Origin of the sequence: Actinoalloteichus fjordicus (genome assembly GCF_001941625.1) — a bacterium.
Taxonomy (GTDB): Bacteria; Actinomycetota; Actinomycetes; order Mycobacteriales; family Pseudonocardiaceae; genus Actinoalloteichus_A; species Actinoalloteichus_A fjordicus.
This window is the reverse complement of sequence record NZ_CP016076.1, coordinates 2,376,892-2,389,634: the sequence shown is the minus strand read 5'-3', so window position 1 is coordinate 2,389,634 and position 12,743 is coordinate 2,376,892. Positions and strand designations below refer to the sequence as shown.

The window sequence follows — 12,743 nt, the reverse complement described above, 5'->3', positions numbered from 1 at the left end:
CCTCGGCTCGCCCTCCTCTGGCGAGACAGCCGCACGACCGGCGACCGGGACGGGCGACCAGGTGCGATCGGGCCGCCCTGCCGGCCACACCGCGTCCCGCGCCGCACCGGCGGCTCGTCGCCACGGGTCGCCTCACCGGACGCAGAACTCATTGCCCTCCGGATCGGTCAGGACGATGCACCAGCCGGTGACGCCGTCCACCTCGCGGAGCTCCGCCGCCCCCGCCTGCACCAGACGCTCGACGTGCGCCCGCGCCCTGGCCTTCTGCTCGTCCATGTCCGCGGCGCCCTCGCTGACGTGGACGTCGAGACGGACCCGGTTCCTCGCCGACCCGCCCTCGTGAACACGCTGGAACACCAGCCCGGGCCTGCTGCCCTCCGGATCGCGCACCGCGGCCCGGTCGTTCCAGCGCGCCGCGGGCAGGTTGACGGCCCGACCGAAGTCCTCCCACGTCGCGAAGCCCGCGGGCGGCGGCTCCAGCTCGTACACGAGAGCCTCCGCCCAGAAGTCGGCGAGCCGGGCAGGGTCGATCGCGTCGAACGTCACCTGAAAACCGATACTCATCCACTCACCTCGCCGTCGAGGCTAACCCCGCGCCCGGACGACGCGAAGATCATCGCGACGAGTCCGCTTCAGGACACCCCGGCGGCGTCCATCGACCGCAGTTCCTTCTTCAGGTCGGCGATCTCGTCGCGCAGCCTGCCCGCCAGCTCGAACTGCAACTCACGGGCCGCGTTCATCATCTGATCGGTGAGCTGCTGCACGAGATCGGCCAGCTCCGCCCTCGGCATCGAGGTGGTGTCCCGATCGGCCAGCACGCCCGCGCTGCCCCGAGGCTGTCCCCGCTCGCCGACCGGCTTGCGGCCTCGGGAGGCGTTGCGCCCGCCGACCTCGGTCGTCGCGGTGTCCTCGGCCTCGGAGTACACCTGATCGAGGATGTCGGCGATCCGCTTGCGCAGCGGCTGCGGATCGAGCCCGCGCTCCTCGTTGTAGGCGATCTGCTTGGCCCGCCGTCGGTCGGTCTCGTCGATGGCCCGACGCATCGAATCCGTCACCCGGTCCGCGTACATGTGGACCTCGCCGGACACGTTGCGCGCCGCGCGGCCGATGGTCTGGATGAGGCTGGTGCCCGACCGGAGGAAGCCCTCCTTGTCCGCGTCCAGGATCGCGACCAGCGAGACCTCCGGCAGGTCGAGGCCCTCGCGGAGCAGGTTGATGCCGATCAGCACGTCGAACTCGCCGAGGCGCAGCTGCCGCAGCAGCTCGACCCGACGCAGGGTGTCGACCTCCGAGTGCAGGTATCGCACCCGGATGCCCAGTTCGAGCAGGTAGTCGGTCAGGTCCTCGGCCATCTTCTTCGTAAGCGTGGTGATGAGCACCCGCTCGTCCCGCTCCGCACGCAGCCGGATCTCGTGCACCAGATCGTCGATCTGCCCGTCGGTCGGCTTGACCAGCACCTGCGGGTCGACCAGGCCGGTCGGGCGGATCACCTGCTCGACGAACTCACCGCCGGTCTGCCCCAGCTCGAAGGGGCCGGGGGTGGCGGACAGGTAGACGGTCTGCCCGATCCGATCGGAGAACTCCTCCCAGGTCAGCGGCCGATTGTCCAGTGCGCTGGGCAGCCGGAAGCCGTGGTCGACCAGGGTCCGCTTCCGTGAGGCGTCGCCCTCGTACATCCCGCCCACCTGCGGCACCGTGACATGGGACTCGTCCATGACGAGGAGGAAATCCTCGGGAAAGTAGTCGATGAGGGTCGCGGGCGCCGAGCCCGCCTCCCGGTCGTCCATGAAGCGGGAGTAGTTCTCGATCCCGGAGCAGAAGCCGACCTGGCGCATCATCTCGATGTCATAGGACGTGCGCATCCGCAGCCGCTGCGCCTCCAGCAGCTTGCCCTGTCCCTCCAGCCGAGCCAGCTGCGTCTCCAACTCGGCCTCGATCGAGTGGATCGCCTTCTCCATCCGGCCCGGTCCGGCGACGTAGTGGGTGGCGGGGAAGATCCGCACCTCCGTCAGCTCACGGACCACCTCGCCGGTCAACGGATGCAGGTAGTACAGCTTGTCGACCTCGTCGCCGAAGAACTCGATGCGGACGGCCAGCTCCTCATAAGCCGGGATGACCTCGACGGTGTCCCCGCGGACCCGGAACGTGCCTCGGCTGAAGGCCAGGTCGTTGCGGTCGTACTGGACGTCGACCAGTGCGCGCAGCAGCAGGTCGCGGTCGACCTCTTGGCCGACGGCCAGCGGGATGGAGCGGTCGAGGTAGGACTGCGGAGTGCCCAGGCCGTAGATGCAGGACACGGAGGCGACCACAATGACGTCGCGCCGAGTCAGCAGACTCATCGTCGCCGAGTGCCGCAGTCGCTCGACGTCCTCGTTGATCGAGGAGTCCTTCTCGATGAAGGTGTCGGTCTGCGGGACGTACGCCTCGGGCTGATAGTAGTCGTAGTAGCTGACGAAGTACTCCACGGCGTTGTCCGGGAAGAATCCGCGCAACTCGTTGGCGAGCTGGGCGGCCAGCGTCTTGTTCGGCGCCATCACCAGCGTCGGTCGCTGCACCTTCTCGACCAGCCAGGCCGTGGTCGCCGACTTGCCGGTTCCGGTCGCGCCGAGCAGCACGACGTCGCGCTCGCCCGCACGCAGGCGCTTCTCCAGCTCGGCGATCGCCTGCGGCTGGTCCCCGGCAGGCTCGTAGTCGCTGACGACGCGGAAGCGGCCGTCCGAGCGGGGGACGTCGCTGATCGGACGGAACTGGGAGGAGGCGGTCACCGGTGCATCTGCCACGCCGACCAGCGTAGGCCTGCCCTCCGACATCGTCCGTCGTCGTGGGCGACGCCACTGTCGTGCCGAGTCACACCACTGTCATCACACCACCGTCGTCACACCACTGTCGCGCCGCCCCGGCGGCTCGAAGACCACCCGCGACATGCTCGGGTCGGCCACCCGTCGGGCGGACCTGTCGCCACAGCACTTACACGATCGGGGGATCACGCTACGGTCACGGATTAGGCAGTATGGGTGTATGAGCGTCGAGGTTCAGATCGCGTCGCACGTCCACGCGCCCAAGGTCGAGACGTTCGACCTGGACCGCATGACCAATACCGATCCCAAAGGGATCGTCCGCACCGTGGACCGCTTCGAGGTTCACCCGTTCGGGCTGTTTCTCGCTCGGCCGGTCGTCGGACACCACCGCATCGCGTACCTCCGCTCCTGGCTGCTCCCGGAACTGGGCCTTCGGGTGACGGACTACGACCTGCACCCCGGCGCGGTGCCCGACTGCGATCTCTACCTGGACCTGGTGGCGGTGACGCCGGGAAGGACCAGCTGGACGAGCGTCGACCACTATCTCGACCTGTTGGTCTGGACGGGCCGAGGCATCACCGTCGTGGACTCCGACGAGCTGTTGGCCGCGCTCGCCGCCGACCTGCTCGACCCCGCCAGTGCACAGATCGCCATGGAGAACACCCACCGCGCGGTAGAGGGCATCGCCGCCAACGGTCACGACGTGTTCCGGTGGCTGCGGACGGCAGGCTTCGACCTCGCCGGGACGACGAACACCCCACACCCGGCCCTACCAGCCGATTAACCGGCATTCGAGGCCGCGTCAACCGCTGATGCGGTGGGGTTGTGACCAATTGACGGAAAGCAATCCACACGATGGCGATCCGTGACGGAAAAGAAGCAGTAAGCCTGGTCACAAACAGCGCCCACGCCGCTACGCTCTGGCCCTGTGGGCGCCGTTATCACTCCGCAGTTGGTCGATGTGGTCGATACGATCACTTCGGTACGTAATTATTCCTCGGGTACCCGCCGACGTCTCACCACCTGTTCTGTCGAACGGTGGGGACTTCGGATGGAATACCTCACCCCGGAAGACCCCTTCGCGGGTTCCGAGGTGACCTGGATCCTCGCCGATCTCGGGCTACGGCTGGTGCACCAGCGGCCGCGCTCCCGACACGGACGCAGTGGTCCCAGTGTCCTCACCGCCGTGCGTGTCGAGCGAGATCATCGCAGCTGGCGGACCACGGACCTGCTGCTCGGACTCGCCGTTCCCGGCGGGACGACGGCACGGATCGTGCGTTCCGAGGAGTTCGCCGCCGCCGTGGCGGGCCGGGTCCTGCCGCCGAGAGACGCCGATCTCGCGCTGCGCACGGTGCACCGGACGCTGGAGGAGGTCAGCCTCCAACGGCACGACCTCTCCCGGTGGCTGCTGTCCTCCGGGATCTTCGAGAGCTGGCCGCCGCGCTGAGTGCCTGCCGTCGATCGGCGGCCGCCCACCGCGTCGCTGCATCCTGCGCCGAGCAGGCAGGCCCGCTCAGCGACCCGCACGGTCACGGCCGATCCGCGACCGTGACGTACAGGTCGGCGGGCCTGCCCGGATCAGCCGACCGAAACACTCGGGCGCCCTGACGTCCGGCATCGGCCCGCTGGTGCCGAGCCGCCGCATCGGCGAGCGGCGGGAACCCCGCCTGAGCGAGCAATGGCGTCAGCGAGTCGGCGGTCTCGACCGACGGCACGGCGAGCTCGAGCTCGAGCAGGTCGGGGGCCGGGCGCCCCGGCTCGGCCGTGGCTCCGACGTGTTCGATCGCCGCCGCCCGTTCACCCAGCTCATGACGCAGTCTGCGGATCAGGCGGCCTGCCTGCGCGGGCCACTCCGGGTCGTGCTCGCGAACGGTGCCGTCGACCGACTGCGCGGGCCTGCCCAGGCGCAGGTTCTCCTCGAAGGGCCGCACCCGATCCCTGCACAGCGCGTCCACCAGCGTGATCAGCTCCGCCTGCGCACCGTCGTTGTCGAGCCAGACGTCCGCCACGGCCCGCCGGTCCGCCCGGCTCGCCTGGCTGGCAATGCGCGCCCGCACGGCCTCCTCGGTCATGCCCCTGGTCCGCCGCACCCGCTCCACTCGGATCGCTTCGTCGGCGTCGACCACCACCACCAGGTGATAGCCGGGCGCCAGACCGTTCTCCACGAGCAGGGGGACGTCATGCACGACGACGGCGTCGGCCGGGGCCTCGGCGAGCACCTCGGCGGTCCGGGCGCCCACCTTGGGATGCACGATCTCGTTGAGCCGAGCACGAGCCGCCGGATCGGCGAACACCAGCTCGCCCATGGCGGGCCGATCCAACTCGCCGTCGTCGGTCAGCATCCTCGAACCGAAGGCGTCGACGATCTCCGCCAGTCCCGCCGTGCCGGGAGCGACGACCTCCCTGGCCAGCCGGTCGGCATCCACGATCACCGCCCCGTGGTCCGCGAATCGCCTCGCGACGGTCGACTTGCCCGCCCCGATCCCTCCGGTCAGCCCGATACGCAGCACTCGGCCATCCTGCCGGCCGCGTCACGACATCGGCCGGTCCGTCCCCTCCGGAGAAAGGACGGACCGGCCGTCGCGGTCGGCCTACCAGCCGGTCGCCGCCCGGATCTCAGCCTCCAGATAGGGCGTCATGGTCCGCATGTACGTGGCGCCGATGTGGTTGTGATCCAGGTACACCAGGACGTTGCCGATCGCAGGCGGGCAGGCGTCCTCAGTACAGATGTAGTCGCTGAAGTCGAAGAACGACACGTTGCCAGGTACGTCGCCGATCAGCGCGTACGGCGGAGTCTCGGGAAGCAGCTCCGCCCTCGACGTCGAGCACTCCGGCGCGTCGACGCCGTTCTCCGCAGCGCACTCCGAGGGCTTGAAGTCGAAACGGGGGTTGTCCCGCATCGCGAGCACCGGGATGCCCTCGTCGTCGAGGCGCCGCCACTGGTCGACGTAGCCGGGCGGCGTCGCCTCGGTGAGACCCACTCGGACGTCACGGGAGCCGATGGTGAAGACGGCGTCCGGTGCCATCTCGATGATCTCCTCCGTCGCGTCGGCGTTCCACTGCCGACATCCGTCGTCGTTCGGGTCCGTCTCGGACTCGAGCGAGAACGGGCAGGCACCGCGCAGCATCGAGGTGATCTGCCAATTCTCCCGATCGGCGATCTCGTAGAGGGCGGTCGCCCACTGTTCTGCATGGGAGTCGCCGACGATGACGATGTGCCGTGCGAAGTCGTCACCGACCGCGTTGCGACAGATCTCCAGCTCCTCGTTGCGGCCCGAGTTCGCGCAGTGCGCCTGTTCGATCTGCGCCCAGTCGTCGCCGATCGCGATGTAGGACGGCGCCACCCCGACGTCCTGGCCACCGCTGTACTCGAAGCCCGGGGTGCGGGCCGCGGCACCGGGGAAGTCGGGATCGCCGACGGCGACCTCCTGGGCGGTGACCTGCCGATGCGCGATGTACTGCCAGGTCCCCGCCGCCGCGAGGACCGGGATCAGCAACACCAGGCCGAAGCGATACCCCGCCCACGGCGTGCGCGTCCCCACCGCCGACCGCCGCAGCGGATTCTCCACCAGGTGATACGTCAACACCGACAACACGACCGAGACACCGATGATGAAGGCACCGCCAGCGAGGCCGACCTCGGTACGCTGCCGGGCCACCAGGTAGAAGATCAGCACCGGCCAGTGCCAGAGATACAGGGCGTAGCTGATGTTGCCCAGGTACTCCAGCGGCCGGGAGGACAGGATCCAGTCGACGCCGAAGCGGGTTCCCGAGGCACCCGCCAGGATGACCAGCAGCGCCGCCATCGTCGGCCAGAGCGCCATGTAGCCGGGGAACACGGTGCCGACCTGGAGCACCAGGCCGCAGGCCACCAGCGCGATGATGCCGAACCACCCGAGCAGCACTCTCGCGAGCTTCGGCAGGTTGATGTGGTCGATGCCCAGCATCAGCAGCCCACCGAGAGCGAACTCCCACACCCTGGTCAGCGAGTTGAAGTAGGCGAACGGCTGGTTGGCCGCCGTGCTGATGACAGAGAAGATCAGCGAGGCGGTGAACACCAGGAACAGCGTGCCGAGCAGCGTCAGCCGGAGCCGGTTGCGCGTGAGCTTCGCGACGCCGATGACCAGCAGCATCAGCAACGGCCAGACAATGTAGAACTGGCCCTGGATCGACAGCGACCAGTAGTGCTGGACGGGGCTCGCCTCGTTGGTCTGGGCGAGGTAGTCGACCGAGTCGGCGGCCAGCTGCCAGTTCTCCAGATAGAGCGCCGAGGCGATGATCTCCCGAATCGTCTGGAACCAGCGATTCTGAGGCAAGAGCAGGACGGCGGCCGCCATGACCGCGATCAGAACGGTGAGTGCGGCGGGGAACAGCCGCTTGATCATCCGCCCCCACAACGGACGAAACTGGATACCCCCCGACCGCTCCACACTCCGCACCAACTGACCAGTGATCAGAAAACCCGAGATCAGGAAGAAGACATCCACCCCACCGGACACCCGACCCAACCAGATGTGATACACGACCACCAGCAGCGACGCCACCGCCCGAAGCCCCTGCAACTCCGGCCGATACTTCCGCACCACAGGCGGCGCCACCAGATGGGAACCGGTCACCGGCTTCGTCACCTCTGCATTCGATCCGGCAGTACCTGCCGAATTGAGAGTCACCATGCTCTTCCTCTACTCATCGCCTGCTCTGCGGGCCCCGCTCCGCCCGGCGCGGACGGTCGGCAGCAGGCGTCGAACCGATCTCGGTACGGCGTCACCACTGGGTCACATCGAGGATCGCCTCCTCTAACATCGGCGTCATGCTAGCCATGTAGCTCGCGGAGATGTGGTTCTCGTCCAGGTACACCAGCACGTTGCCGATCACCGGCGGGCAGGTGTCCTCGACACAGAGGTAGTCGCTGAAGTCGAGGAACGAGACGTTGCTCGGCACATCGGGCATAAAGTCATACGGCGCCCGCTCGGCCAACAGTTCCGCACGCGGCACCGAGCATTCCGCCGCGTCGACTCCGGCGTTCTCCACGCACTCGGAGGGCTTGTAGTCGTACCGGGGATTATCACGCATGGCGATCACCGGAATACCCGCGGCTTCCAGCTTCCGCCATTGTTCGAGATAGCCCTGTGGCGTCTCCTCGGTCAATCCGACGCGCACCTCACGGGTCGCCGTGGTGAAGACGAGGTCGGGGTTCAGGTCGATGGTCTGCGCGGCCGCCGCGGCATTCCACTCGACACAGTCTTCGTTGCTGGGGAACGTCTCGGACACCACCGAGAACGGGCAGGCGCCCTTGTACATGGAGGAGATCCGCCAGCCACGGTCCTCTGCCATGAGGTACAGCGCGGTGACCCACTGCTCGGCGTGCGAGTCGCCCACCACCACGATGTGACGCTCGGCGGGGCCGTCGATGCTGTTCTGGCAGACCCGGAGCTCCTCGTAGTGCGGCGAGGTCTGACAGTTGTCGCGGTCGATCTGCACGGCATCGTCGGACAGGTTGATGAAGGGCGGCGCGGGCACCACGTCATCCTCTCCCCAGTAGGTGAAATCGGGAGTCAGGCTCACCGCGCCGGGGTAGTCGGGGTCGTCCATGACTCCCTCGTAGGCTCCGGCCCGCTGCACGGCCGTGTACTGCCAGGTTCCGGCGGCGGCCAGGACCGGGATCAGCAACACCAGACCGAAGCGATACCCCGCCCACGGCGTGCGCGTCCCCACCGCCGACCGCCGCAGCGGATTCTCCACCAAGTGATACGTCAACACCGACAACACGACCGAGACACCGATGATGAAGGCACCGCCGGCGAGGCCGACACCGTCCACCGGTTCCCGCAGCAGCAGGTAGAAGACGAGGACCGGCCAGTGCCACAGGTAAAGGGCGTAGCTGATGTTGCCCAGGTACTCCAGCGGCCGGGAGGACAGGATCCAGTCGACGCCCAGGCGCGTCCCCGAGGCACCCGCGAGGATCACGAGCAGCGCTGCGCCGGTCGGCCAGAGCGCCATGTAACCGGGGAAGACCGAACTCACCTGGAGCACCAGGCCACAGGCCACCAGCGCGATGATGCCGAACCACCCGAGCAGCACTCTCGCGAGCTTCGGCAGGTTGATGTGGTCGATGCCCAGCATCAGCAGCCCACCGAGAGCGAACTCCCACACCCTGGTCAGCGAGTTGAAGTAGGCGAAGGCCTGGTCGTCCGCCGTGCTGATGACAGAGAAGATCAGCGAGGCGGTGAACACCGCGAACAACGTCCCGAGCAGCGTCAGCCGAAAGCGGTTCCCGCTGACCTTCGCGACCCCGATGACCAGCAGCACCAGCAGCGGCCAGACGATGTAGAACTGCCCCTGGATCGACAAGGACCAGTAGTGCTGCACCGGGCTCACGGCGTTGCTCTGCGCCAGATAGTCCACGGAGTCGGCGGCCAGCTGCCAGTTCTCCAGATAGAGCGCCGAGGCGATGATCTCCCGAATCGTCTGGAACCAGCGATTGGTCGGGAGCAGCAGGAACGATGCGGCCGTCACGACGGCCAGGACGGTGAGTGCGGCGGGGAACAGCCGCTTGATCATCCGCCCCCACAACGGACGAAACTGGATACCCCCCGACCGCTCCACACTCCGCACCAACTGACCAGTGATCAGAAAACCCGAGATCAGGAAGAAGACATCCACCCCACCGGACACCCGACCCAACCAGATGTGATACACGACCACCAGCAGCGACGCCACCGCCCGAAGCCCCTGCAACTCCGGCCGATACTTCCGCACCACAGGCGGCGCCACCAGATGGGAACCGGTCACCGGCGGAGACGTCGATCTGACGATCGAATCCGATCCCTCGGCCGTGCTGGTCAGACTAAGAGTCGCCACGCTCTTCCTCTGTTCATCGCCACGACGGCTCGCCCGACTCGTCGACCGATCGAGGACCACTGACCGGTCGGTTCGGGTAGGCCATGCGCAGCTCTCCATGCGATGCATCCACGAGTGCCCGCGCCATCATTGGAACTGATGTGACGTGCGTCTCAACCCTGCAACAATTCGGTGAGAACGACCAACCGTCAGCGCGGTATAACGTGACACAACTACGCACCGACATGACAGCCGGGTCCGCTTTGTTATCCAGGCGACCAGCAGACGAGATTCGTCGGTGACCATCGCGAACAGAATGCGACCGATTCACGAGGATTATGTCGCATAATGCACAGAGGGTGATCTTCGACCAGCTGGTCGAAGATCACCCTCTGAATTGTTCAGCAGCCCGAGACGAACCCGGACTCAGTCAGTCGTCACGCTCCGCCGGAAAGCTTCTCCCGCAGTGCCGCGAGCTGCTCGTCGCTGGCCAGCGAGCCGCTGGAGGAACCGGTGTCCGCAGCCTTCGGCGAGTCGGACGAGTAGTTCTGCTCGCCTGCCTCGCCCGCCTCGGCGTGGTCCTCCGCAGCCTTGGTGACCTGCTTCTTGTGCTGCTCGAAGCGGACCTGAGCCTCTGCGTACTGCCGCTCCCACTCCTCGCGCTGAGTGTCGAAGCCCTCCATCCACTCCTGGGTCTCGGAGTCGAAGCCCTCGGGGTAGATGTAGTTGCCGTCTGCGTCGTACTCGGCGGCCATGCCGTACTGCGTCGGGTCGAACTCCATCTCGGGAGTGAAGCCCTCGTTGGCCTGCTTGAGCGACAGCGAGATACGACGGCGGTCGAGGTCGATGTCGATGACCTTCACCATGACGTCGTTGCCGACCTGAACGACCTGCTCGGGAACCTCGACGTGCCGCTCGGCCAGCTCGGAGATGTGCACCAGGCCCTCGATGCCCTCGTCCACCCGGACGAACGCGCCGAACGGAACCAGCTTGGTGACCTTGCCGGGCACGATCTGGCCGATGGCGTGCGTACGGGCGAACTGACGCCACGGGTCTTCCTGCGTCGCCTTGAGCGACAGCGACACGCGCTCGCGCTCCATGTCGACGTCGAGCACCTCGACGGTGACCTCCTGGCCGACCTCGACAACCTCGCTCGGGTGGTCGATGTGCTTCCAGGAGAGCTCCGAGACGTGCACCAGACCGTCCACGCCGCCGAGGTCGACGAACGCACCGAAGTTGACGATCGAGGACACGACGCCCTTGCGGACCTGGCCCTTCTGCAGCTGGTTCAGGAACTCGCTGCGGACCTCGGACTGCGTCTGCTCGAGCCACGCACGCCGGGAGAGCACCACGTTGTTGCGGTTCTTGTCCAGCTCGATGATCTTGGCTTCGAGCTCGCGGCTGACGTAGGGCTGGAGGTCGCGGACCCGACGCATCTCGACGAGCGACGCGGGCAGGAAGCCACGCAGTCCGATGTCGAGGATCAGGCCGCCCTTGACGACCTCGATGACGGTGCCCTTGACCGGCTCGTCCTTCTCCTTGAGCGCCTCGATGGTGCCCCAGGCACGCTCGTACTGAGCGCGCTTCTTGGAGAGGATCAGACGGCCTTCTTTGTCCTCCTTCTGGAGAACAAGGGCCTCGACGTGGTCACCAACGGTGACCACCTCGGCCGGGTCCACGTCGTGCTTGATCGACAGCTCGCGAGAGGGGATGACACCCTCGGTCTTGTAACCGATGTCGAGCAGCACCTCGTCGCGGTCGACCTTGACGATGGTGCCCTCCACGATGTCACCATCGTTGAAGTACTTGATGGTTTCATCGATGGCGGCGAGGAAGTCCTCCGCCGTCCCGATGTCGTTCACGGCGATCTGCGACTCACCTCCACCGGCGTGGACGGGCGAGGCGGGGACGGTGGAAGTGTCGGTGGACATCAGGTAGATGGCTCCGGTACGGATAGGGGTAGGGGGCTCTGCGGTTGTCACTCGGCGGGAACGGCCGACACCCCGGTACGGTGACGATGAACCGGGAACCGAACGACACCGTCCGCAACTCTCGATCTCTCGGAGTCGGGCGGCGCCGAACGTGGGCGGAACGATCCCACTACGCAGCGATATCGTACGCGTAGAGGCGTTCGGTGAGCAAACCCGGCACGCGCTCGATCTGATCAAACCCCCGACCGCGTGAAACGGAGCACCCCGCGTGACCATCGACTCACCCCAGGACACCGCAGCACAGCAGTCCGATCGCTATGCGGCGGCCCAGGCCGCGCTGGGTGCGACGAGGTACGGCCACGCCGAGGTCGACGGGGCCGCCGCGCGCCTCGCGGGGCGCGCCTGGTGGGACGCCGACGCCGACGAGTACCAGGCCTCCCACGGCGACTTCCTCGGCGACGCCGAGTTCCGCTGGTGCCCGGAGGGCCTGCTGGAGTCCGAGGTCGGCCTGTTGGGCGAGGTGGCAGGGCGGTCGGTGCTGGAGGTGGGCTGCGGGTCCGCCTCGTGCTCCCGATGGCTGGCGGGCCGGGGCGCGGCGCCGGTCGCACTCGACATCTCCTCGGGGATGCTCCGGCATGCCGAGATCGGCGCGCGACGCACCGGGCGGCACGTCCCGCTGGTGCAGGCGAGCGCGGACGCGCTGCCCTTCGCCGACGACTCCTTCGACGCGGCCTGCTCCGCCTTCGGCGCGATCCCCTTCGTCGCGGACCTCGATCAGGTCATGCGCGAGGTCGCCAGGGTGCTGCGGCCGGGGGCCCGCTGGGTGTTCGCGGTGACGCACCCGATGCGGTGGATCTTCCCCGACGATCCCGGCCCCGACGGCCTGACGGTGCGTCAGTCGTACTTCGATCGCGCGCCCTATGTGGAGGCCGACGACGAGGGCACGCCGACCTACGTCGAGTTCCACCGGACCCTCGGCGACTTCGTCCGCGCGATCGAGCAGGCAGGCCTGCGCCTGACGGATCTGATCGAGCCGGAATGGCCGGCAGGCCACGAACGGGAGTGGGGACAGTGGAGCCCGCTGCGGGGACGGCTCTTCCCCGGCACCGCGATCTTCTGCTGTCGCACCCGCTAGCGCGGTCACCTCGGATCGTCGAGGCTTGGTCGACACCGA

The 12,743-nt window shown here is 67.4% G+C and carries 9 protein-coding genes; 3 read left to right on the top strand and 6 right to left on the bottom strand.

What is annotated here, in order from left to right:
• Window positions 1-132: 132 nt before the first annotated feature.
• Together UA74_RS10770 and uvrB are read right to left on the bottom strand one after the other, a co-directional pair.
• Window positions 133-564 carry a VOC family protein gene (locus UA74_RS10770; RefSeq protein WP_075740129.1) on the bottom strand — a complete coding sequence of 144 codons (432 nt, stop codon included), beginning with the start codon at window positions 562-564 and terminating at the stop codon, window positions 133-135.
• Window positions 565-632: 68 nt separating this feature from the next.
• The gene (uvrB, locus tag UA74_RS10765) at window positions 633-2,810 is read right to left on the bottom strand and encodes an excinuclease ABC subunit UvrB (protein WP_075740128.1); all 2,178 of its coding nucleotides are present in this window, start codon (window positions 2,808-2,810) and stop codon (window positions 633-635) included.
• A 208-nt stretch (window positions 2,811-3,018) separates the two neighbouring features.
• Here uvrB and UA74_RS10760 point away from each other — a divergent pair, with 208 nt between their 5' ends.
• Both UA74_RS10760 and UA74_RS10755 read left to right on the top strand, forming a co-directional pair.
• Window positions 3,019-3,582, top strand: a complete 564-nt coding sequence (locus UA74_RS10760; RefSeq protein WP_075740127.1) for a DUF402 domain-containing protein — start codon at window positions 3,019-3,021, stop codon at window positions 3,580-3,582.
• Between the two features lie 267 nt (window positions 3,583-3,849).
• Window positions 3,850-4,245 (top strand): DUF402 domain-containing protein, encoded by a 396-nt coding sequence (locus UA74_RS10755; protein ID WP_232237718.1) that lies wholly within the window; start codon window positions 3,850-3,852, stop codon window positions 4,243-4,245.
• Window positions 4,246-4,327: 82 nt separating this feature from the next.
• On the opposite strand, the gene coaE is transcribed toward UA74_RS10755, so the two are convergent.
• From coaE to rpsA, 4 genes are all read right to left on the bottom strand, one after another.
• On the bottom strand, window positions 4,328-5,308 hold the full coding sequence (coaE, locus tag UA74_RS10750) for a dephospho-CoA kinase (RefSeq protein WP_075740125.1): 981 nt from the start codon (window positions 5,306-5,308) through the stop codon (window positions 4,328-4,330).
• An 81-nt stretch (window positions 5,309-5,389) separates the two neighbouring features.
• Entirely contained in the window at window positions 5,390-7,426 is a 2,037-nt protein-coding gene (locus UA74_RS10745; protein WP_075764313.1) for an acyltransferase family protein, read from the bottom strand.
• Window positions 7,427-7,562: 136 nt separating this feature from the next.
• Complete coding sequence (locus UA74_RS10740; protein ID WP_232237717.1) at window positions 7,563-9,590, bottom strand: acyltransferase family protein; 2,028 nt, start codon at window positions 9,588-9,590, stop codon at window positions 7,563-7,565.
• A gap of 485 nt (window positions 9,591-10,075) precedes the next feature.
• On the bottom strand, window positions 10,076-11,569 hold the full coding sequence (gene rpsA / locus UA74_RS10735; RefSeq protein ID WP_075740123.1) for a 30S ribosomal protein S1: 1,494 nt from the start codon (window positions 11,567-11,569) through the stop codon (window positions 10,076-10,078).
• Between the two features lie 268 nt (window positions 11,570-11,837).
• On the opposite strand from rpsA, the gene UA74_RS10730 reads away from it, so the two are divergent.
• Window positions 11,838-12,704: a class I SAM-dependent methyltransferase gene (locus tag UA74_RS10730; RefSeq protein ID WP_075740122.1), complete on the top strand. Its 867-nt coding sequence runs from the start codon at window positions 11,838-11,840 to the stop codon at window positions 12,702-12,704.
• Window positions 12,705-12,743: the final 39 nt, after the last annotated feature.

Excerpts from the sequence above, each read along its gene's own strand:
- UA74_RS10770 (WP_075740129.1), bottom strand. The coding sequence starts at position 564 with ATGAGTATCGGTTTTCAGGTGACGTTCGACGCGATCGACCCTGCCCGG.
- uvrB (WP_075740128.1), bottom strand. The coding sequence starts at position 2,810 with ATGTCGGAGGGCAGGCCTACGCTGGTCGGCGTGGCAGATGCACCGGTG.
- UA74_RS10760 (WP_075740127.1), top strand. The coding sequence starts at position 3,019 with ATGAGCGTCGAGGTTCAGATCGCGTCGCACGTCCACGCGCCCAAGGTC.
- UA74_RS10755 (WP_232237718.1), top strand. The coding sequence starts at position 3,850 with ATGGAATACCTCACCCCGGAAGACCCCTTCGCGGGTTCCGAGGTGACC.
- rpsA (WP_075740123.1), bottom strand. The coding sequence starts at position 11,569 with ATGTCCACCGACACTTCCACCGTCCCCGCCTCGCCCGTCCACGCCGGT.